This is a genomic window from Kitasatospora sp. NPDC097605 (genome assembly GCF_040302725.1).
Lineage (GTDB): Bacteria > Actinomycetota > Actinomycetes > Streptomycetales > Streptomycetaceae > Kitasatospora.
Window position 1 is genome coordinate 95,797 of record NZ_JBEOSF010000012.1, and the last position, 19,827, is coordinate 115,623.

Consider the following 19,827-nt stretch of genomic DNA (forward strand, 5'->3'; position numbering starts at 1 on the left):
CATGCTCACAGCATGAAGTCGGGGATCCCTGCGGGCAGGATAAATCGGAACCGGGCGCCGCCGCCGGGCGCGCGGTCGACGCGGATCGAGCCGCCGTGGGCCTCCACGATGCCCTTGACGATGTAGAGGCCGAGCCCGGTGCCGCCGCGCTTGGAGCCGCGCCAGAAGCGGGTGAAGACGCGCGGCACCGCCTCCTCGGGGATGCCGCTGCCTTCGTCGCTCACGGTGACCGCTGTGCCTTCCACGATGCGGGGCGGGGTGCCGGGGCGCTCCCAGACGGGGGCCTCGACGACCTCCTTGGCCGGTGCCACCTCGATGGTGACAGTCCCCTCGCCGTGCCGCACCGCATTTTCCAGCAGGTTGGCGAGCACCTGGTCGACCTTGTCGGGGTCGGCCCACAGCACGGTGAGCGGCTCGCTGACCCGGATGTCGAAGCGGTCCTCGGCGATGCCGGTGGCGACCTTGCGGTCGATGTGCCGGCGCACCGCGGCGGCCAGGTCGACGACCTGCTTGCGCAGCTCCAGCCGGCCGGCGTCGATCCGGGAGATGTCCAGCAGCTCGGCGATCAGCCGGGTGACCCGGTCGGCGTCGGCGTCCACGGTCTCCAGCATCAGCCGCTTCTGCCCGTCGGTGAACCGCTCCCACTTGGCGAGCAGCGTCGCGGTGAACCCCTTGACGCTGGTGAGCGGCGAGCGCAGCTCGTGCGCGACGGTGGCGATCAGCTCGGCGTGGCTGCGCTCGGTGCGCCGGCGCGCCTCGGTGCCGCGCAGGGCGATCACCAGCCGCTCCAGCGGGCCGCCGGGGCGCTCGCGGACGTAGCGGGCGGAGACCAGCACCTCGCGCCCGCCGGGCAGCAGCAGATTGCGCTCCGGCTGGCCGGTGCGCACCGCCAGGCCGCCGTACGGGTCGGTCAGCTGCCACCAGCGCCGGCCGTCGAGGTCCTCCAGCGGCAGGACGTCCTCCAGCGCGCCGCCGAGCGCCGCCCGCGGGGCGATGCCGGTCAGCCGGGCGGCGGCGCGGTTGAAGCAGACCACCCGGCCCAGGGCGTCGGCGACCACCAGCCCGTCCGGCAGGTCGTCCGGGTCGAGCTCTGGCCCGCTGCCGACCATGGGTGTCCTCCCCGATTACCCACCGTGTCTTTCCCCCCACCGAGGCAGACCCTAGCGCCTCGCAGCCTCGTGTAATAGGGCTCACGACGAGTTGCCGGCGCGGGTCGGCGCACGGGTCAGCGCGTGGCGCGGCAGCCGCCGGGCGAGCGCTGGGCGCGGGCCGAGGCGTAGAGGCAGACGGCGGCGGCGGTGGCCAGGTTGAGGCTCTCCGCGTGCCCGTGGATCGGTACCCGCACGACCTCGTCGGTCAGGGCCCGGGTCTCCTCCGGGAGCCCCCACGCCTCGTTGCCGAACACCCATGCGCCCGGCGCGCCCAGGGTGCCCTCGTCGAGCTCCTGGTCGAGGTCGCGCTCCCCCGCGCCGTCGGCGGCGAGCACCCGCACCCCGGCCTCGCGCAGCCGGCCGATCGCCTCCTCGACCGGCACGCCGACGGCGACCGGGAGGTGGAACAGGCTGCCGACCGAGGCCCGCACGGCCTTGGGGTTGTACAGGTCGACGGAGGCGTCGGTGAGCACCACGGCGTCCGCGCCGGCCGCGTCGGCGGTGCGCAGCACGGTGCCGGCGTTGCCGGGGTCGCGCACATGGGCGAGGATCGCGACCAGCTTGGGGCGGGCCCCGATCACCTCGTCGAACGGGGTGTCGATGAAGCGGCAGAGCGCGACGATGCCCTGCGGGGTCACCGTGTCGCAGATCTCCGCGATGACCTCGTCGGTGGCGGTCAGCACCGGCAGCCCCTCGGCGAGGGCGCTCCCCACGATGCCGGCGTGCCGCTCGGCGGCCTCCGGCGTCGCGTAGACCTCGACCACGGCGTGCTCGCCGGTGCCCGGCAGCCTGCCGAAGGCGACGGCCTCCCGGACGGCCTGCGGGCCCTCGGCCAGGAAGCGGCGCTCCTTGGTGCGCTGGTTGCGCTTGGCCAGCCGGCGGGCGGCGACGACGCGCGGCGAGCGCAGGGAGGTCAGCAGGGGGGTGTCGGTGCTCGGCATGGTCTCGTTCTCTGGAGGCGCTGAAGGACGGGGTAAAAGCAGGACCGGACCCGCAGGCGAGCCTGCGGGTCCGGTCAGAGCTCGACCGATCTCGGAAGATCAGGCGGCGTCGGCGGCGGCCTTCGGGGCGTTCACGTCGGCCGGCAGCGCCTTCTGGGCGACCTCGACCAGGGCGGCGAACGCACCCGGGTCGTTGACGGCCAGGTCGGCCAGCATCTTGCGGTCGATCTCGACGCTGGCGGCCTTCAGGCCCTGCACGAAGCGGTTGTAGGTGATGCCGTTGGCACGGGCCGCAGCGTTGATGCGCTGGATCCACAGCTGACGGAAGTCGCCCTTGCGCTTCTTGCGGTCGTTGAAGTTGTAGACCAGCGAGTGGGTGACCTGCTCCTTGGCCTTGCGGTACAGGCGCGAGCGCTGGCCGCGGTAGCCGCTGGCGCGCTCCAGGATGACCCGGCGCTTCTTGTGGGCGTTGACTGCCCGCTTGACGCGTGCCACTTGATTACTCCTTGAGTTGGACCACGGACTGCTTCACGTGGTCCGTCATTCGAATGGGTCGGGAAGGATCAGCTGCCCCGCACTCGGCTCGCGCCGGGCGGGAGGGCGATCACTTGCCGAGAAGCTTCTTGATCTTCTTGGCGTCGGCGGGGGCCAGCTCGATCGTCCCGGCCAGCTTGCGGGTCAGCGTCGAGGGCTTGTGCTCCAGGAGGTGGCGGCGGCCGGCGCGCTCGCGCAGCACCTTGCCAGAGCCACTGATCTTGAAGCGCTTGCTGGCGCCACTGTGCGTCTTCTGCTTCGGCATTTCGCCGTATCTCCTCGTCGGTCCGTCCACGCCCGCGCGGTGTGCGCCGCGCGGGCGTGAAGGATGGATCTGCGGTGACCGGGCGGGACGCCCCGTCACCCTGGTGGCCGGTCTCCCGGACCTCCTGACCGGATGGGTCAGGCGCCCTGGGAGGCCTCGGCCGGCTGCTCGACCGGAGCGGCGGCCTCGGGGGCCTCCGCCTCGGGGGCCTCCACCTCGGTGGCGGCGTCCTGGGCCTCGGCAGGCTCGTCGGACTCGGCAACGGCGGCGTCGGAGCCGGGGGTCCGGCCCTGGCGCTCGGCCTTGCGGGCGTCCGCGGCGGCGCGGGCCTCGGCCATCGCCTCGGTCTTCTTCTTGTGCGGGCCGAGAACCATGATCATGTTTCGGCCGTCCTGCTTCGGCGAGGACTCGACGAAGCCCAGGTCCTGGACGTCGTCGGCGAGCCGCTGGAGCAGACGGAAGCCCAGCTCGGGGCGGGACTGCTCACGACCGCGGAACATGATCGTGATCTTGACCTTGTCGCCCTGCTTGAGGAACCGGACGACGTGACCCTTCTTGGTGTCATAGTCGTGCGGGTCGATCTTCGGCCGGAGCTTCATCTCCTTGATGACCGTGTGCGCCTGGTTCTTGCGCGCCTCACGGGCCTTCATGGCCGACTCGTACTTGAACTTGCCGTAGTCCATGAGCTTGCACACCGGCGGCCGGGCGGTCGCCGCGACCTCGACCAGGTCGAGGTCGTACTCCTGCGCGAGCTCCAGCGCCTTGGCAAGCGGCACGATGCCGACCTGCTCGCCGCTGGGACCGACGAGTCGCACCTCGGGGACGCGAATCCGGTCGTTGATGCGGGGCTCGGTGCTGATGGGGCCTCCTCGGTTGCACCTTCTGCGATGCGGCCGTCGGACGGCGGTCGCACGTAGTGGACTCGACCACTGGGCGGGGCTTCATTCGTGCTGCGCTGTACCCGGCTCCGTTCGGCCGTTCACACCGCGACACGAAAAAAGCCCCGCTCGGTACAAGCGGGGCTCCACACAACCGGGGGCGGCACCCGGTGAGGGGCGCTGCGGCGACCGTCGGCGCACTGGGCGCCCGTCGCGGACCGGGACCCGTCGACCGCGAGGCCGATCAGGTGGGAGACTTTCGCGGTTGCCCTCTCGGGCCTCCTGGGTGGAGCCTCCACTTGCTGGCCGGACCTCCGTGAGGACGTCTGGCCGGTCAGTCTCGAAGCATACAGCGCCGGGGGGTCGAATGCTATTCCGCCCCCGCGCGCCCCGGCTTGTACGCTCCCTCTGTACGGACACCGGCACGACGGAACGAGCCCCCCTTGAGCAGCGAGCCCACCCAGAACCCCGCCGCGGACGACGAGGCGATCGGCTTCGACGACCTCACCCGGGACATCGCCGAGGTCCCGGCCGTCGAGGTGATCACCACCGTCGCGGTGCACCTGATGAGCGCGGCCGCCGTGAAGTGCGGCCTCGCCGAGGGCGGCGAGAAGGACAAGGACCTCGACGAGGCCCGCAAGCTCATCACCGCGCTGGCCGGACTGGTCACCGCCGGCGCCCCGGAGATCAGCAACTTCCACGCCGCTCCGCTGCGCGACGGCCTGCGCTCGCTGCAGCTGGCCTTCCGCGAGGCCTCGATCGTCCCGGACGCGCCGGGCGCCGGCCCGGGCGAGAAGTTCACCGGCCCGGTCTACTCCTGATCCCGGGACCACCGGCGGCGGCGCGCCCCGTGTCACCTGACACGGGGCGCGCCGTTCGTTCCTACCGCCGGTAGAACGGCTCGCCCGGCAGTTCGGCGCTCGCCGGGAGCACCGCGAGGTCGAGGCCCCGGTCCAGCCGCACCCGCAGCACCGGGTCGCCGGCCACCGCCTCCCCGACCCGCTGCGCGGCCGCCTGCATCCCGGCCGGGTCCAGCGCCGGGTCGAGGATCACCGCGAGCACCCCGTCCGAGTCCTCGGCCGCCGCCAGCAGCCCGGCGGTCACCTGCGGCTCGGCCGCCAGCAGCGCCCGGACCGCCGCGCGCACCTCGGGGTCGGCCGCCGGCGGCAGATAGGGGCGGTTCTCCGCCAGCGCGCGCAGCCGGGCCCCGGACAGCTGGAACGGCACCGGCCCGGCCGGGTCCACCAGCAGGGTGTCCGCGCGCTCGGAGAAGGCGACCATCGCCGCCTGCGGGGCCGCGGTCGGCGCCGGACGGGCGTCGGCCCGCCAGCGGGCCAGCGACTCCAGCGAGGTGAAGGCCGGCAGCGCGCGGCGGCCGTCGGCGGCCTCCAGCACCGGGACGGCCATGTCGCTGGTCTTCTCGTGCCGGTGCCCGTGCGCGTCCACCTCGACCTCGCCGAGGATCGCCACGATCGGCACCATCAGCCGGGTGGGCGTCAGCGCCGCCAGCACCTCCGGCTCGGCCGCGCGGTCCTGCGCCCAGCGGGCGAGCGCGGCGGCGAGCGCCGGGTCGGCGGTGCCGTCGTCCCCGGAGAAGCCCGGGTCGGGGATGTTCTTGCCGACGAACGCCGGGTTGGAGAAGTCTTTGCGGTCCACCCGGCCGACCCTATGCCACCGGCCTCCACGCCCACACGGACCGAAGGTCCCCCGTCCGTCCCCTACCCGTGGGTAGGCGCGGTGTGGCAGTCTGCGCCCATGGCCACGCTCGAAGCCGCCGCCGGCGCCGCCCGTCCCGTGTTCGTGCCCACGCCGGCCGCCGACCGCGCCCGGTACGACCGGGCCACCGCCCACCTGGACGGCCCGGTGGCCGTCGTCGACCTGGCGGCCTTCGACGCCAACGCCGCGGACCTGGTACGCCGGGCCGGCGGCAAGCCGGTGCGGGTGGCGAGCAAGTCGGTGCGCTGCCGCGCCCTGCTGGAGCGGGCGCTGGCCGTGGAGGGCTTCGCCGGGGTGATGGGCTTCACCCTCGCCGAGTCGCTCTGGCTGGCCCGCTCCGGCCTGCGCGACATCCTGCTCGCCTACCCCTCCAGCGACCGGGCGGGCTTCGCCGAGCTGACCGCCGACCCCGGGCTCGCCGCCGCCGTCACCGTGGTGCTGGACGACCCCGCCCAGCTGGACCTGGTCGACGCCGCCCGGGCCGGCTCCGCCGAGGTGCGGGTCTGCCTGGAGCTGGACACCTCGCTGCACCTGCTCGGCGGGCGCGTGCGGGTCGGCGCCCGCCGCTCCCCGCTGCGCACCCCCGAGGACGTGGCCGCCTTCGCCGAGCTGGTGCAGCACCGCCGGGGCTTCCGGGTGGTCGGGCTGATGGCCTACGAGGGCCACGTCGCCGGCGTCGGCGACGCGGTGCCCGGACGGCCGGTGCGCTCGGCGCTGGTGCGGATGATGCAGACCCGGGCGCGGGCCGAGCTGGCCGAGCGCCGGGCGGCCACCGTCCGGATGCTGCGCCGGGTGGCCGAGCTGGAGTTCGTCAACGGCGGCGGCACCGGCAGCGTCGAGTCGACGGTCTCCGAGCGCGCGGTGACCGAGGTGGCGGCCGGGTCCGGGCTCTACCAGCCGCAGCTGTTCGACCACTACCGGGCCTTCCGCGGCCGGCCGGCGGCGCTGTTCGGCCAGCCGGTGGTGCGCCGCCCCGGGGTGGGCGTGGTGACCGTGCTCGGCGGCGGCTACCCCGCGTCCGGCGCGGCCGGCCCGGACCGCTCCCCCGTGCCGTACCTGCCGCCGGGGCTGCGCTACGACCCGATGGAGGGGGCCGGCGAGGTGCAGACGCCGCTGCTCGGCGCCGCCGCCGACGACCTGCTGATCGGCGACCGGGTCTGGTTCCGGCACGCCAAGGCGGGGGAACTCTGCGAGCGGTTCGCCGAGTTGCACCTGGTGGAGGGGGACGCGGTGGTGCGCACCGTGCCGACCTACCGGGGCGAGGGACACACCTTCCTCTGAGCTGTTCCTCCGTCCCGGGCGGTCCGCGTTCCACTACCGTGGGAGCGGACAACGGAACGGGCGGAGGGGGAGGCCGTGGAGGCCGAGATCGCGCAGCTGGTGACCACGGGTGCCACGACGGTGGTCGGACTGATGGCCACCGAGGCCTGGACGCAGCTGCGTTCACGGCTCGCGGGACTGCTGGGGCGCGGCCGGGACGCCGAGGAGGTGTCCGCCGAGCTGGAGGAGATCCGGGTCGAGGTGGTCCGGGCGGACGGCGACACCGGCCTGGTCGACGACCAGACCGCCGAGGTGCGCAACCGGATCCGCCGGCTGCTGCGCCAGGACCCGCAGGCGGCGGGGGAACTGCGTTCCCTGCTGGAAGAGTTCACGCCGCAACAGCCGCAGTCCATCACGACGGGCCCCGTCATCAACACGATGCGGGACATGACGGTGCACGGCAACGTCATCCAGACCGGCCCGCAGATCGGGCGGCAGTAGACCCGCCGGGGGCCGCGGAGAACCTTGGCCCCGCCTTAAGCAGGCCCGAAGGGATGCCTAACCCAGGCGCCCCTTCGGGCCTTTGCGCTGCTCACGAGGCTACATTCCGTCAAAAAGTGGCCAACAACGCACTATTGCCAGCTGGTCTAGTCCAATCATACGCTCAGCCCAGGGGCCGCGCGCCGGGTCGGCGGGCCCCTCGGGCAGACGTGCCCGGCAGTCCCCCACAGCCTCGGCCCGGTTCACGGTCAAGGAGTCCCCACCCCATGTCCATCAAGCGAACCGCCATGTCCGTCGGCGTCATCGGCGCCGCGTTCCTCTCCGTCACCTCCGTCGGCATCGGCACCGCCGGCGCGCACGGTACGGTCACCAACCCGGTCAGCCGGGTCGCGGCCTGCTACGCGGAGGGCCCGGAGACCCCCAAGTCGCAGATCTGCAAGGACCTCGTCGCGCTGGGCGGCACCCAGCCGCTGTACGACTGGAACGAGGTCAACCTCCCCAGCGTCGCCGGCAACCACCAGGCGCAGATCCCGGACGGCAAGCTCTGCTCCGCCGGCCGCGACAAGTACAAGGCGCTGGACCTGCCCCGCGCCGACTGGCCCGCCACCGCGGTCACCGCCGGCAAGGTCGACTTCAAGTTCCGGGTCACCGCCGCGCACCAGGGCAACCAGACCATCTACATCACCAAGCAGAGCTGGGACCCGACCCAGCCGCTGAAGTGGTCCGACCTCGACGCGGTGCCGGTCGCCCAGGTGCCCACCTCGCGTACCTCGGACAACGGCTACTACAACTACAGCGGCACCCTGCCGCAGCGCACCGGCCGTCAGCTGCTCTACATGGTGTGGCAGCGCACCGACAGCCCGGAGGCCTTCTACAGCTGCTCCGACGTCGACTTCGGCAAGGGTGCCACCACCGCCGGTGCGGTGTCCGCGCTCGCCGCGCAGGCCCCGGCCGCGCCCAGCGAGGAGCAGATCGCCGCCGGCCAGTCCAAGTCCACCGTCGCCCACCACGGGCACGGCGGCAACGCCGAGGAGCCCGCCGGCAAGGTCGTCGCGGCCGACAGCGCGGCGGTGGGTGGCGGCTCCGCCACCGGCCCGCTGCTGCTCACGGGTGCCGCCGCGATCGGCGTCGGCTGGGCCGGCATGGTGCTCCGGCGCCGTCGGGTCGAGGCTGTGCGACACGACGGCTGACCGCCGGAAGCCGGGGCCGGGGCCGATCCATCCCCCGTCGGCCCTGCCCCGGCCGATCCCGCGTGTGTGAGAACGGCGGCGGCCCGCCCGGAGTCTTCCGGGCGGGCCGCCGCCGTGCGTGAGCCGAACCGAGGCCTGGTCAGGTGTTCGCAGTGCCGCTGGCGCCGTCGTTCGGGCCGCCGCCGCCCGGCAGGCCCGGGATGGCCGGCAGCCTGCCGCTGTAGTCGTCGATGCCCTTGACGATGGTGTCCATCACCGTGACGTCCGGCGCCTTGGCCGCGATGTCGAAGCCCAGGTGCACCGAGACCAGCGACTTGCCGTCCGCGGACGGGAAGACCACCGTCTGCACATAGCCGTCGTTGCCCTTGGCGGCGTCCACCTTCCAGCGGACCAGGTAGCCGTCGCGGCCGTCCACCTTGACCGCCTCGGACTTGACCTCCTCGTGCGAGACGATCTCGTTGTAGGAGTCCTTGGCGGCCTTCTCGATGTCGGCCTTGGCCGCCGCCTGCACGTCGGTGCCGCCGCCGTCGATCCGACCGGTGTTGGCGCCGCCGAGCGAGCAGGTGCCGCCGCCCTCGCACTCGTAGGAGCCGATGCTGAGCGCGGCGAAACCGTCGCGGGTGGTGCCGCCCTCCCAGCCGGAGGGGACGGGCAGGACGAGCCGGTTCACGACGTCCACGGCCCGGTCGCTGCCGGTGCCGGGGCCGTTGCCGTTCCCCTTGCCGTTGCCACCGTTGTTGCCGCCGTTGTTGCCGCCGTTGCCGCCGGAACCGTTGCCGCCGCCGTTGTCGTCACCGGGGCCGCCGAAGTCCGGCAGGCCGCGCCACCGGCCGTCGCCGTCCGGCCCGTAGGCGTCCGCGGAGCGCGCGACGCGATGCCGGTCGCTATGGTCGTCCATCGCCAGGTAGGTGACGCCCGAGCCGACGCCCAGGCCGAGCACGGCCGCCACCGCCGCCGCGATCACCACCTTGGACGGCTTGCGCCGCTGCTTCGGGGGCGGCGGCGCCACCGAACCGTAGGCGGTGCCGAAGGGCGGCGGCTCCGGGTAGCGGGCCGACGGCCCGCCCTCCAGCACCTCCCCCTCCAGCACCCGGGGCCCGGCGGCCTCGTCCGGCCCCGGAGCGCCGACCGGCGGGGCCTGCGGCGGCGGCGCGTCCGAGGGCGCGGGCCGGGTGTCGGCCGTCCACCCCTTGCCGTCCCACCAGCGCTGCGGTCTCGGGTCGCTGGTGATGTCCTTCGGGTCCGGGTACCACCCGGCGGGGATCTGCTCACTCACGACAAAGAATCTAAAGGCAGCCGGATAAGCGCGAAATCAGCTGGGCGCCGAATTCCGGTGTTTTCCATGAGATTACGGTGAGAAGGTGCTTCCCCGGCCCTCCGGGAGCCCTACAGCGGCGTCACGTACGCGCCGGCGATCCCGCCGTCCACCAGGAACTCGCTCGCCGTGATGAAGGAGGAGTCGTCGCTGGCGAGGAAGGCCACTGCGGCGGCGATCTCCTCCGGGCGGGCGAACCGGCCGAGCGGGATGTGCACCAGCCGGCGCGCCGCCCGCTCCGGGTCCTTGGCGAACAGCTCGCGCAGCAGCGGGGTGTCCACCGGCCCCGGCGACAGCGCGTTGACCCGGATGCCCTCCCGGGCGAACTGCACGCCCAGCTCGCGGGACATCGCCAGCACGCCGCCCTTGGAGGCGGTGTAGGAGATCTGCGAAGTGGCGGCGCCCATCCGGGCCACGAAGCTCGCGGTGTTGATGATCGAGCCGCGCCCGTGACGGCGCATGTACGGCAGCGCCGCCTTGCAGCAGAGGTAGACCGAGGTCAGGTTGACCTCCTGGACCCGGCGCCAGGCGTCCAGTTCGGTGGTGAGGATGGAGTCGTCCTCCGGCGGCGAGATGCCCGCGTTGTTGAAGGCGACGTCCACGCTGCCGAACGTCTCGTAGGCCTCGTCGAAGAGCGCCTCGACCATCGCCGGGTCGGTGACGTCGGTGTGCACGAAGAGGCCGCCGACCTCCTCGGCGGCCGCCTTGCCGGTGGTCTCGTCGACGTCGGCGCAGACCACCTTCGCACCCTCGGCCGCGAGCCGGCGGGCCGAGGCCAGGCCGATCCCGCTGCCCGCGCCGGTGATCACGGCCGTCCGGCCGACCAGCCGGCGGCAGAGCGGCGCCGCGGGCTGCGCGGCCTTCTCGGACTTGTCGGACGCGTGGGGGTGGTGGGGCTGGGGGGTCACCGGGTGCTCCTACTCCTCGGTCCGGATGAAGACGTTCTTGGTCTCGGTGAAGTGCGCCAGCGCCTCCGGCCCCAGCTCGCGGCCGACCCCGGACTCGCCGAAGCCGCCGAACGGCGTCCAGTACCGCACCGAGGCGTGCGAGTTGACCGACAGGTTGCCGGCCGCGACGCCCCGGGCGAGCCGCAGCGCCCGGCCGAGGTCGCGGGTCCAGATCGAGCCGGACAGGCCGTACCGGGTGGCGTTGGCGAGCCGCAGCGCGTCCGCCTCGTCGGTGAACGGCAGGACCACCGCGACCGGGCCGAAGATCTCCTCGGTGACCGCCGGCACGTCCGCCCGGGTGGGCGCCAGCACCGTCGGCGGGTACCAGTACCCGGGCCCGTCCGGCACCGCGCCGCGGGCCAGCACCGGCAGCTCGGGCGTCACGTACGACGCCACCCGGCGGACCTGCGCGGCCGAGATCAGCGGGCCGAGCGCGGTCCGCGGATCGGCCGGGTCGCCGGTGCGGATCCGCTCGACGGCGGGCAGCAGCAGCGCCAGGAAGTCGTCGTAGGCCTCGCGCTGGACCAGGATCCGGCTGCGGGCGCAGCAGTCCTGGCCGGAGTTGTCCAGGAAGGACATCGGGTCGGCGGCGCCCCGGAGGTCGGCGTCGGCGAAGACGATGCTGGGACTCTTGCCGCCGAGCTCCAGGGTGACCCGTTTGGCCCGGGCCGCGCAGCGGGCGGCGACCTCCTTGCCGACCACGGTCGAGCCGGTGAAGACGATCTTGCGCACCGCCGGGTGGTCGACCAGGGCCCGGCCGGTCACCGGCCCGGCGCCCGGCACCACCTGGAACAGGCCCTCCGGCAGCCCGGCGGCGAGGGCGAGTTCGGCCAGTCGCAGCGCGGTGAGCGGGGTGGGCTCGGCGGGCTTGAGCAGGACGGCGTTCCCGGCGGCCAGCGCGGGCGCGAAGCCCCAGGCGGCGATCGGCATCGGGAAGTTCCACGGCGCGATCACCCCGACCACGCCGATCGGTTCGAGGAAGGTGACATCCAGCCCGCCGGCCACCGGGATCTGCCGGCCGGTCAGCCGCTCCACTCCCCCGGCGGCGTACTCCAGCAGGTCGCGGACGTTGCCCGCCTCCCAGGTGGCGTTGCCGATCGTGTGGCCGGCCTCGGCGACCTCCAGGGCGGCGAGTTCGGGGACGTGCACCTCGACCTGGTCGGCGAAGCGCCGCAGCAGCCGGGCCCGTTCCCCGGGGGCGAGGGCGGCCCAGCCGCGTTGCGCCTCGACGGCGCGCCGCACGGCGGCGTCCAGCCGTTCGGGGGTGGTGTCGGGGACGGTGCCGAGGACCTCGCCGGTGGCGGGATCGCGGACGGCGCGGACGGCGGGCTGGGCCTCGGCGAGGGTGGTGGTCGTGTCGATGGTGCTCACATCCGCTCGAAGGATCGGTAGCGCTCCCAGTCGGTGATCGCGCTGTCGTAGGCGGCCTGCTCGACCCGGGCCATGTGCAGGTAGTGCTCGACCACGTCGTCCCCGAAGGCGGTGCGGGCGAGTTCGCTCGCGCCCCACAGGTCGGCGGCCTCGCGCAGCGATCCGGGCACCCGGGCGTAGTCGTCGACGGCGTAGGCGTTGCCGAGGCAAGGGGCCGGCAGCTCCAGCTTCCGCTGGATCCCGTCGAGTCCGGCGGCGATCATGCCGGCCACCGCCAGGTACGGGTTGACGTCGCCGCCGGGCACCCGGTTCTCCATCCGCAGCCCTGCGCCGTGCCCGACCACCCGGTAGGCGCAGGTCCGGTTGTCCCGGCCCCAGGCGACGGCGGTCGGGGCGAAGGAGCCCGGGCGGTAGCGCTTGTAGGAGTTGATGTTCGGCGCGTACAGCAGGGTGAACTCGCGCAGCGCGGTGAGCTGTCCGGCCAGGAAGTGCCGCATGGTGTCGGTCATCCGGCCGTCCGCGCCGGCGAACGCGGGGGCGCCGACGGCGTCGCGCAGCGACAGGTGGATGTGGCAGCTGTTGCCCTCGCGCTGGTCGTACTTGGCCATGAAGGTGAGCGCGCAGCCGAGTTGGGCGGCGATCTCCTTGGCGCCGGTCTTGTAGACGCTGTGCTGGTCGCAGGTGGTGAGCGCGTCGGCGTAGCGGAAGGCGATCTCGTGCTGGCCGAGGTTGCACTCGCCCTTGGCGGACTCCACCACCAGGCCGGCCCCGGCCATCTCGGTGCGGATCCGGGAGAGCAGCGGCTCGACCCGGGCGGTGCCGAGCAGCGAGTAGTCGGCGTTGTAGAGGTTGGCCGGGGTGAGGCCGCGGTAGCCGCCCTGCCAGGCCTGCTCGTAGGTGTCGCGGAAGACCAGGAACTCCAGCTCGGTGCCGATGTCCGCGGCCAGGCCGTGCTCGGCGAGCCGGGCGATCTGGCGCCGCAGCAGCTGGCGGGGCGCGGCCGCGACCGGGTGGCCGCCGCGGCCGGCCAGGTCGGCGGTGACCTGGGCGGTGCCCGGCTGCCAGGGGGTGAGGCGCAGGGTGGACAGGTCGGGGCGCATGGCGAAGTCGCCGTAGCCGGTCTCCCAGGAGGAGAGCGCGTAGCCGTCCACGGTGTTGAGTTCGACGTCGACGGCGAGCAGGTACTCGCAGGCGTCGGCGCCGTGCTCGGCGACCTCGTCCAGGAAGAAGCGGGCGGCGAAGCGCTTGCCCTGGAGGCGGCCCTGCATGTCGGTGAAGCCGAGGGCGACGGTGTGGATCTCGCCGACGTCGACCAGGGCGCGCAGCTCGTTCAGGGTCAGCGGGGCGCGGCGCGGCGGGGTGCCGGGGGCGGCGCCGGGCGCGGCCCCGGGGCTGCCGGGCGCGGTGGTGCCGGGCGCGGTGGTGCGGTCGGACATGGCGGACGCCCTCCTCCTCGATCACGCAGCGAGACCGAGCGGTCACAGCGAACGGTCACAGCGAACCGTACGGCCTGTCGCGGAGGGCACGGAAGAGGGCGGGCGGGTGTGGCGCGCCGAGGTGCGAGGTTGACGAGGGATCAGGCGGTGCGGGAGGAGAATGCGCGCCATGGATCGCAGGCCTTTTGTCGGCGTCAGCACCTATCTGGTGGACGCGAGTTGGAGCGACTGGCGGGACCGCCGGGTGGCCCTGGTGCCGCAGCGGTACACCGCGTACGTCCAGGACTCGGGCGGGATCGCGGTGCTGCTGCCGCCGGACGCCCCCGAACGCGCGCCGGAGGTCATCGCCCGGCTCGACGCCCTGGTCATCGCGGGCGGGCCGGACATCGACCCCGCCTACTACGGGCAGCCGCCGCACCCGCTGAGCGACATCGACACGGTGGAGCGGGACGTCTGGGAGAGCGCGTTGCTGCGGGCGGCGCTGGCGGCCGGGATCCCGCTGCTGGGGATCTGCCGGGGCATGCAGGTGCTCAACGTGGTGTGCGGGGGCACGCTGATCCAGCACTTGCCGGACGTCGTCGAGGTGGACGTGCACGGCGGCACGCCCGGCCGGTACGGGACGCACCTGGTGCGGCCGGTGCCGGGCACGCTGCTGGGCGGGCTGCTGCCGGAGCCGGAGCTGTCCGTGCCGACCTTCCACCACCAGGCGGTGGACCGGCTGGGGACGGGACTGCGGGTGAGCGCGCACGCGCCGGACGGGACGGTGGAGGCGGTGGAGGGGCCGGGGTTCACGCTGGGGGTGCAGTGGCATCCGGAGCAGGGGGACGACCTGCGGGTGATGCAGGCGCTGGTGCGGGCGGCGACGGCGGCGCGGCCGGTGCAACTGGAGCCGGTGGAGGTGGGCTCGGCCATGGGGTAGGTCCCCGCGTGAGGTGGGCGCGCGGGGCAGGTCCGCGCGCCCGCGCGGCGGCTACGGCAGGGGCAGTCCGGCCGCCGTCGCGGCCGCCCCCGCCACCCCGGCGGCCAGCAGGGCGAGCACCACCCCGCGCCGGGCGGCGACCAGCCAGAGCAGCGCGCAACCCAGCACCACCCACTGCCAGCCGTACGCGAGCGCGGCGGCGAGCGGCAGCGCCGAGCCGGCGATGGCGCCGATCACGGCCGGGCCGGCGCCGGTGAGGAAGTCCTGCACCCGCCGGTCGGCGCGCAGCCGGTCGAAGTGCCGGCCGCCGAGGATCACGAAGAGGAAGGACGGCGCGAAGGCGACCGTCGCGGCGAGCAGCCCGCCGGCGATCCCGGCGGCCGCGTAGCCGACCACGGCGACGGTCTGCACCACCGGTCCGGGGGTGACCTGGCCGAGGGCGACGGCGTTGAGGAACTGTCCGTCGGTCATCCAGTGGTAGCGGCTGACGGCGTCGTCCTGCATCAGCGGGATGATCACGAACCCTCCGCCGTAGGAGAGCGCGCCCACCTTGAACGCCACCCAGGCCACCGCGCCGAGCCCGCCGAGCGCAGGCAGGCCGGCGGCGAGCGGCAGCAGGCCGCCGGGGCCACCGCCGGCGCGTTCGCGTCCCGGCCCCCGTCCCGGCTCCCCTGCCCGCTCCCGTGTCCGTCCCCGTCCTCGTCCCCGGACGGCGACCTCGGCCAGTCCGGAGGCGATCAGCACCAGCACCAGCCAGGGCCCGGTCAGCACCGCCGCCACCGCCCCGGCGAGCGCGTACCCGGCCCAGCGGGCGCGGGCGGCGCGGCCCCGGCCGGCCCGGCCGAAGCTCGCGGGGACCAGCGAGGTGGCCGCCTGCACAGCGACCGCCGGGACGGCCGCCCCGGCCCCGGCGGCCGCGCCGAGCACCCACCTCGGCGGGTCGCCGGCCAGGAACAGCACCGCCAGGGCGAGGATCAGCGCGAGGCCGGGGGCGATGAAGCAGGCCCCGCCGACCAGCGCGCCCGGGGTGCCGCGCAGCCGCCAGGCGGTGAGGATCGCGAGTTGGGTGGAGGCCGGGCCGGGCAGCAGGTTGGTCGCCGCGATGCCGTCCTCGAACTCCTCCGGGGAGAGCCACTTGCGCCGCTCCACGCAGAGCCGGCGCAGCAGCAGGATGTGCGCGGGCGGCCCCCCGAAGCCGGTGATGCCGATCCGGCCCCACTCGCGGGCGATCGTGCCCAGGCCCACCCGTCCGGTCGTCTCCATCTGCTTCTCCCCTGTTCAGCGGCGGCGCGACGATACCGGACGGGGGTTACCGCACGGCAATGACAACGGTCTCCAGTGCAGCCTTTGGATCTTCGTCCGATCTGCGGTTCACTTCGAGTGCGGGGCGGTCGCCCGTCCCGCCCCTTACCCCCGTGCTTTCATGCGTTCCAGGAGAGGACTTCGATGGCCGGCCACGAGCACTCCCACCATGATCATGAGCATGACCGGAAGCAGGCCGGCGGTGGTCCCGGCGGTCACGCCCATGGCGGTCACGGCGGCCAATCGGGCCACTCGGGCCACTCCCACGGTGTCGCCGCCGACGCCGACCGCCGCTGGCTGGTGAGCGCGCTCGCGCTGATCGTGGTGTTCATGGCCGGCGAGGTGGTGGTCGGCTTCGCCGCCCAGTCGCTGGCGCTGATCTCGGACGCCGCGCACATGCTCACCGACGCCGCCTCGATCGTCCTCGCACTGGTCGCCATGCGGCTGGCCGCCCGTCCGGCGCGCGGCGGCTACACCTACGGCCTCAAGCGCGCGGAGATCCTCTCCGCCCAGGCCAACGGCGTGACGCTGCTGGTCCTGTCCGCCTGGCTCGGCTACGAGGCGATCAGCCGGCTGTTCGAGCCGCCGGAGGTGACCGGTTCGCTGGTCCTGGTCACCGCGCTGGTCGGGATCGTGGTGAACCTGGCCGCCACCTGGTGCATGTCCAAGGCCAACCGCAGCTCGCTGAACGTCGAGGGCGCCTTCCAGCACGTCCTCACCGACCTGTACGCGTTCATCGCCACCGCCGTGGCCGGTGTGATCATGGTGACCACCGGCTTCGCCCGGGCCGACTCGATCGCCTCCCTCATCGTGGTCGCGCTGATGCTGAAGGCGGGCATCGGCCTGGTCCGCGACTCCGGGCGGATCTTCCTGGAGGCCGCGCCCGCCGGCGTCGACCCGGACGCGGTGGCCGACCGGCTGGTCGCCCAGCCGCTCGTCGAGGAGATCCACGACCTGCACATCTGGGAGATCACCTCCGGCCAGCCCGCGCTCTCCGCGCACATCCTGGTCACCCCCGGCGGCGACTGCCACGCGGTGCGGCGCGAACTGCAGCGCCGGCTCGCCGACGAGTACGGCATCACCCACAGCACCCTCCAGGTCGACCACGTCGGCGAGGACGAGGCCGGCGCGCTGCTGCAGATCACCACGCCCGGCGACCTCACCCCCGAGCACTGCGCCGACGCCCACGGCCCCGTCCACCGCGCCGGGCCGCACCAGCACTAGGAGGCCTTCCGTGTCGGCCGGGTACGGCATGATCGGAGGCGTGACCGCACCCCGCCTGATGCTGCTCGACTCCGCCAGCCTGTACTTCCGGGCCTACTTCGGCGTACCGGACACCCTGCGCTCGCCGCAGGGTGAGCCGGTCAACGCCGTCCGGGGCCTGCTGGACTTCATCGCCCGGCTGGTCCACGACCACCGGCCCGACCAGCTGGTCGCCTGCATGGACGCCGACTGGCGCCCCCAGTGGCGGGTGGACCTCATCCCCTCGTACAAGACCCACCGGGTCGCCGAGGCCGCCACGGACGGCGAGGAGGAGGTGCCGGACACCCTCGCCCCGCAGGTCCCGGTGATCGAGCAGGTGCTGGACGCGCTCGGCATCGCCCGGATCGGCTCCCCCGGCTACGAGGCGGACGACGTGATCGGCACGCTGACCGCGCGCGCCACCGGCCCGGTGCAGATCGTCACCGGCGACCGCGACCTGTTCCAGCTGGTCGACGACGCCCGCGCGATCACCGTGCTGTACCCGGTCAAGGGCATGGGCAACCTGCAGGCCACCGATGACGCGCTGCTGCTGGAGAAGTACGGCGTGCGCGGCGCCCAGTACGCCGACCTGGCCGCCCTGCGCGGCGACCCGAGCGACGGCCTGCCCGGCGTCAAGGGCATCGGCGAGAAGACGGCCGCCCAGCTGATCCACGAGTACTGCGACCTGTCCGGCATCCGCGCCGCCGCCCAGGACATCGGCTCGGGGCTCACCCCGGCGCGGCGCCGCAACCTCCTGGAGGCCTCGGCCTACCTGGACGTCGCCCCCACCGTGGTCCGCGTCGCCACCGACGCCCCGGTCCCCGACTTCGACCCCGCCCTCCCGGGCGAGCCCCTCGACCCGATGACCCTGGAGTCCCTGGCCGCCCGCTGGGGCCTCGGCACCTCCCTGGAGCGCGTCCTGGAGGCCCTCTCCGCCCGCTGACCCACCCCCTTCCCGGGCCCGTCGCATCCGTGCGGCGGGCCCGCTTTGCTTTGCGGTGCCGTGAACTCTTGACCGCAATCTACTTTGCGATGCAAAGTTGAGCCACTGACACGACGTCACGTCACCAGGGGTGGATGAACCATGGACACACTGCACCGGAGCGACCCGGCGGCCCTGCTCGCCGCCACGGAGGGCCTGCGCGCCCGGGCCCGCACCCGGCTGCGCGGCTCGGGCGTCCCGCTGATCGGCTTCGGGCTGCTGGCGCTGGCGGCCGTGCCGATCGCCCGGGAGGCCTACAACTTCCCGCTCGAAGGGCGCAGCATCACCTCGTACCCGACCTTCGCCTACTCGGAGTACATCGACCTCTGCGTGCAGCACTCGCTCGACGGCCCGTGCGTGCGGGACGACTTCGACGGAGCCATCCTCCGCTTCGTCGGCTGGGGCATCTGGTACGCCCTCATCCCGCTGGCCTGGTTCGCGCTGGCCCACTGGTACCGGCGGCGGGGCGAGACCCGCGGCATCGTCCCGCACCGCGGCGCCTGGCTCGGCACCGCGGCCGTCGCCGGCGTCCTGATCGCCGCCATCCCGCTCGTCCTGCTGCGCGCGCACCGGATGCCGGGGGATCGCTTCGGCTTCCTCGAGAACGACTACACCTCGCCGTGGTACGTGGTCGGTCTCGGCCTGCTCGTCCTCGGCCTCACCGAGCGCAACCGGCTGGTCGCCGTCACCGGGCTCGCCCACGCCGCGCTGCTCACCGTCTACCTCTCGGGGTTCTGGGGCTACGGCTGGCTGCCGTGGCTCGACCACGTCGACACCGGCTGGGCCGTCGGCTCCCGGCCGAAGGCGCTGCTGCTCGCCGCGGTCCTCCTCGCCGCGGGCCTGGCCCAGTGGACCGCCGAGCGCCGCAGGTCCGCCGCATCCCGTACGGTCACCTCATGAGCGTTGCGGACGACCCCGAGGAGCAGCATCCGACCCTGGCCCTGGACGACACCGTCCACCAGCGGGTCCGGCTCGGGATCCTGGCGATCGCCCGCGAGGCCGAGAGCGTCGAATTCGCCTTCCTCAAGCAGGAACTGGGCCTCACCGACGGCAACCTCTCCCGCCACCTGAAGGTCCTGGAGGAGTCCGGCCTGGTCGCGGTGAACAAGGGCTACGCCGGCCGCCGCCCCCGCACCTGGATCACCCTCACCCCCGCCGGCGCCCAGGCCCTCGACCACGAACTCCGCGCCCTCCGCGCCCTGGTCCACCGCCTGGAAGCCGCCGGCCCCCCACCCAGCTGACCCCAACCCCTACGCCCACCACCCCGGCCGGGGCGCCGGCCAACTGCGAGTCAGGTACGGCTCCGGAGTGGGAAGTCGGTGACGCCGACTTCCCACTCCCAGAGGAAGATCTGCCAACCATTGAGCCAGTACCGCCGACCCCAGCCAGGCTGAGCACGCCCGGAGTGGAAAGTCGACCTCGCCGACTTCCCACTCCCCAGCGCGGACGGATAGCAGCCGCCCCCTCCCCCGAAGTCACCGAGCGGCGGCAGCCCAGGCCAGCCCAGGTGATCACGGAGTAGGAAGTCGGCCCCATTCACCTCCCACTCCGGCGGCCCTGGCCCCGAGGGGGATGGCGGATCGTGGTTGGCTGATAGTGCGGCCGTGGAGTGGAAAGTCGGTCCCATCGACTTTCCACTCCACGGCCTCGCCCACTCGAAGCCAACGAGAGGCAACCCGGGCCAGCCACGGTGACCGAGGAGGAGAACGTCGGCCCCATCGCCCTCCGCACTCACCCGAGCAGAAGCGGTGCGCGCAGTTGGCGACGACGGCCCCTCGCTCGAAAGAGCGAGGGGCAACCAGGCCAGATGAGGTGGCCGTGGAGTGGAAAGTCGGCCGCATCGACTTCCCACTCCACTGGCCCTACCCCGAGGCGAG

Annotated in this window: 20 protein-coding genes; 9 read left to right on the top strand and 11 right to left on the bottom strand. The window is 73.7% G+C overall.

Annotated elements, in window-relative coordinates; genetic code table 11:
* Positions 1 to 5: 5 nt before the first annotated feature.
* From ABTX81_RS16135 to infC, 5 genes are all read right to left on the bottom strand, one after another.
* The gene (locus ABTX81_RS16135) at positions 6 to 1,109 is read right to left on the bottom strand and encodes a sensor histidine kinase (RefSeq protein ID WP_350545289.1); all 1,104 of its coding nucleotides are present in this window, start codon (positions 1,107 to 1,109) and stop codon (positions 6 to 8) included.
* 116 nt (positions 1,110 to 1,225) lie between these two features.
* Positions 1,226 to 2,092 carry a TrmH family RNA methyltransferase gene (locus ABTX81_RS16140; RefSeq protein ID WP_350545291.1) on the bottom strand — a complete coding sequence of 289 codons (867 nt, stop codon included), beginning with the start codon at positions 2,090 to 2,092 and terminating at the stop codon, positions 1,226 to 1,228.
* 99 nt (positions 2,093 to 2,191) lie between these two features.
* A complete protein-coding gene (gene rplT / locus ABTX81_RS16145) occupies positions 2,192 to 2,587 on the bottom strand; it encodes a 50S ribosomal protein L20 (protein ID WP_030395970.1) in 396 nt (131 codons plus the stop codon).
* Positions 2,588 to 2,696: 109 nt separating this feature from the next.
* A complete protein-coding gene (gene rpmI / locus ABTX81_RS16150; RefSeq protein ID WP_045701618.1) occupies positions 2,697 to 2,891 on the bottom strand; it encodes a 50S ribosomal protein L35 in 195 nt (64 codons plus the stop codon).
* 137 nt (positions 2,892 to 3,028) lie between these two features.
* Positions 3,029 to 3,751 (bottom strand): translation initiation factor IF-3, encoded by a 723-nt coding sequence (gene infC, locus ABTX81_RS16155; RefSeq protein ID WP_350545594.1) that lies wholly within the window; start codon positions 3,749 to 3,751, stop codon positions 3,029 to 3,031.
* Between the two features lie 461 nt (positions 3,752 to 4,212).
* On the opposite strand from infC, the gene ABTX81_RS16160 reads away from it, so the two are divergent.
* On the top strand, positions 4,213 to 4,590 hold the full coding sequence (locus ABTX81_RS16160) for a DUF1844 domain-containing protein (RefSeq protein ID WP_344343568.1): 378 nt from the start codon (positions 4,213 to 4,215) through the stop codon (positions 4,588 to 4,590).
* A gap of 61 nt (positions 4,591 to 4,651) precedes the next feature.
* On the opposite strand, the gene ABTX81_RS16165 is transcribed toward ABTX81_RS16160, so the two are convergent.
* A complete protein-coding gene (locus ABTX81_RS16165; protein ID WP_350545295.1) occupies positions 4,652 to 5,425 on the bottom strand; it encodes an SseB family protein in 774 nt (257 codons plus the stop codon).
* A 99-nt stretch (positions 5,426 to 5,524) separates the two neighbouring features.
* Here ABTX81_RS16165 and ABTX81_RS16170 point away from each other — a divergent pair, with 99 nt between their 5' ends.
* The 3 genes from ABTX81_RS16170 to ABTX81_RS16180 all read left to right on the top strand — a co-directional run bounded on the left by ABTX81_RS16170 (position 5,525) and on the right by ABTX81_RS16180 (position 8,436).
* On the top strand, positions 5,525 to 6,766 hold the full coding sequence (locus ABTX81_RS16170) for an amino acid deaminase/aldolase (RefSeq protein ID WP_350545299.1): 1,242 nt from the start codon (positions 5,525 to 5,527) through the stop codon (positions 6,764 to 6,766).
* 75 nt (positions 6,767 to 6,841) lie between these two features.
* Complete coding sequence (locus ABTX81_RS16175) at positions 6,842 to 7,246, top strand: hypothetical protein (RefSeq protein ID WP_350545302.1); 405 nt, start codon at positions 6,842 to 6,844, stop codon at positions 7,244 to 7,246.
* A 266-nt stretch (positions 7,247 to 7,512) separates the two neighbouring features.
* Complete coding sequence (locus ABTX81_RS16180) at positions 7,513 to 8,436, top strand: lytic polysaccharide monooxygenase auxiliary activity family 9 protein (protein WP_350545306.1); 924 nt, start codon at positions 7,513 to 7,515, stop codon at positions 8,434 to 8,436.
* A 139-nt stretch (positions 8,437 to 8,575) separates the two neighbouring features.
* Here the strand turns inward: ABTX81_RS16180 and ABTX81_RS16185 are convergent, their stop codons facing one another.
* The 4 genes from ABTX81_RS16185 to ABTX81_RS16200 all read right to left on the bottom strand — a co-directional run bounded on the left by ABTX81_RS16185 (position 8,576) and on the right by ABTX81_RS16200 (position 13,505).
* Positions 8,576 to 9,712 carry a DUF2510 domain-containing protein gene (locus ABTX81_RS16185; protein ID WP_350545309.1) on the bottom strand — a complete coding sequence of 379 codons (1,137 nt, stop codon included), beginning with the start codon at positions 9,710 to 9,712 and terminating at the stop codon, positions 8,576 to 8,578.
* Positions 9,713 to 9,822: 110 nt separating this feature from the next.
* Positions 9,823 to 10,578, bottom strand: coding sequence for a 3-oxoacyl-ACP reductase (locus tag ABTX81_RS16190; protein WP_350545598.1), 756 nt, complete (start codon positions 10,576 to 10,578; stop codon positions 9,823 to 9,825).
* 90 nt (positions 10,579 to 10,668) lie between these two features.
* Complete coding sequence (locus ABTX81_RS16195; RefSeq protein ID WP_350545313.1) at positions 10,669 to 12,069, bottom strand: aldehyde dehydrogenase family protein; 1,401 nt, start codon at positions 12,067 to 12,069, stop codon at positions 10,669 to 10,671.
* Complete coding sequence (locus ABTX81_RS16200) at positions 12,066 to 13,505, bottom strand: glutamine synthetase family protein (protein ID WP_350545317.1); 1,440 nt, start codon at positions 13,503 to 13,505, stop codon at positions 12,066 to 12,068. Before ABTX81_RS16200 ends, ABTX81_RS16195 begins: the two co-directional genes overlap by 4 nt.
* 169 nt (positions 13,506 to 13,674) lie before the next feature.
* On the opposite strand from ABTX81_RS16200, the gene ABTX81_RS16205 reads away from it, so the two are divergent.
* Positions 13,675 to 14,424: a gamma-glutamyl-gamma-aminobutyrate hydrolase family protein gene (locus ABTX81_RS16205; protein WP_350545322.1), complete on the top strand. Its 750-nt coding sequence runs from the start codon at positions 13,675 to 13,677 to the stop codon at positions 14,422 to 14,424.
* Positions 14,425 to 14,475: 51 nt separating this feature from the next.
* Here ABTX81_RS16205 and chrA read toward each other — a convergent pair whose 3' ends face one another.
* Positions 14,476 to 15,687 carry a chromate efflux transporter gene (gene chrA / locus ABTX81_RS16210; RefSeq protein WP_350545326.1) on the bottom strand — a complete coding sequence of 404 codons (1,212 nt, stop codon included), beginning with the start codon at positions 15,685 to 15,687 and terminating at the stop codon, positions 14,476 to 14,478.
* A gap of 183 nt (positions 15,688 to 15,870) precedes the next feature.
* Between chrA and ABTX81_RS16215 the strand changes: the two genes are divergently transcribed.
* The 4 genes from ABTX81_RS16215 to ABTX81_RS16230 all read left to right on the top strand — a co-directional run bounded on the left by ABTX81_RS16215 (position 15,871) and on the right by ABTX81_RS16230 (position 19,191).
* The gene (locus ABTX81_RS16215; protein WP_350545331.1) at positions 15,871 to 16,950 is read left to right on the top strand and encodes a cation diffusion facilitator family transporter; all 1,080 of its coding nucleotides are present in this window, start codon (positions 15,871 to 15,873) and stop codon (positions 16,948 to 16,950) included.
* 28 nt (positions 16,951 to 16,978) lie between these two features.
* Positions 16,979 to 17,911: a 5'-3' exonuclease gene (locus ABTX81_RS16220; RefSeq protein ID WP_350545601.1), complete on the top strand. Its 933-nt coding sequence runs from the start codon at positions 16,979 to 16,981 to the stop codon at positions 17,909 to 17,911.
* Between the two features lie 141 nt (positions 17,912 to 18,052).
* Complete coding sequence (locus ABTX81_RS16225; RefSeq protein ID WP_350545335.1) at positions 18,053 to 18,850, top strand: hypothetical protein; 798 nt, start codon at positions 18,053 to 18,055, stop codon at positions 18,848 to 18,850.
* On the top strand, positions 18,847 to 19,191 hold the full coding sequence (locus ABTX81_RS16230) for a winged helix-turn-helix domain-containing protein (protein ID WP_350545338.1): 345 nt from the start codon (positions 18,847 to 18,849) through the stop codon (positions 19,189 to 19,191). Before ABTX81_RS16225 ends, ABTX81_RS16230 begins: the two co-directional genes overlap by 4 nt.
* The last annotated feature ends 636 nt before the right edge of the window (positions 19,192 to 19,827 follow it).

Bases quoted from the DNA above. Each gene is read 5' to 3' on its own strand.
- ABTX81_RS16220 (WP_350545601.1), top strand. From the start codon at position 16,979: ATGATCGGAGGCGTGACCGCACCCCGCCTGATGCTGCTCGACTCCGCC.
- ABTX81_RS16200 (WP_350545317.1), bottom strand. From the start codon at position 13,505: ATGTCCGACCGCACCACCGCGCCCGGCACCACCGCGCCCGGCAGCCCC.
- ABTX81_RS16170 (WP_350545299.1), top strand. From the start codon at position 5,525: ATGGCCACGCTCGAAGCCGCCGCCGGCGCCGCCCGTCCCGTGTTCGTG.
- ABTX81_RS16225 (WP_350545335.1), top strand. From the start codon at position 18,053: ATGGACACACTGCACCGGAGCGACCCGGCGGCCCTGCTCGCCGCCACG.
- ABTX81_RS16140 (WP_350545291.1), bottom strand. From the start codon at position 2,092: ATGCCGAGCACCGACACCCCCCTGCTGACCTCCCTGCGCTCGCCGCGC.
- rpmI (WP_045701618.1), bottom strand. From the start codon at position 2,891: ATGCCGAAGCAGAAGACGCACAGTGGCGCCAGCAAGCGCTTCAAGATC.
- ABTX81_RS16215 (WP_350545331.1), top strand. From the start codon at position 15,871: ATGGCCGGCCACGAGCACTCCCACCATGATCATGAGCATGACCGGAAG.
- ABTX81_RS16205 (WP_350545322.1), top strand. From the start codon at position 13,675: ATGGATCGCAGGCCTTTTGTCGGCGTCAGCACCTATCTGGTGGACGCG.
- ABTX81_RS16180 (WP_350545306.1), top strand. From the start codon at position 7,513: ATGTCCATCAAGCGAACCGCCATGTCCGTCGGCGTCATCGGCGCCGCG.
- chrA (WP_350545326.1), bottom strand. From the start codon at position 15,687: ATGGAGACGACCGGACGGGTGGGCCTGGGCACGATCGCCCGCGAGTGG.
- ABTX81_RS16135 (WP_350545289.1), bottom strand. From the start codon at position 1,109: ATGGTCGGCAGCGGGCCAGAGCTCGACCCGGACGACCTGCCGGACGGG.
- ABTX81_RS16230 (WP_350545338.1), top strand. From the start codon at position 18,847: ATGAGCGTTGCGGACGACCCCGAGGAGCAGCATCCGACCCTGGCCCTG.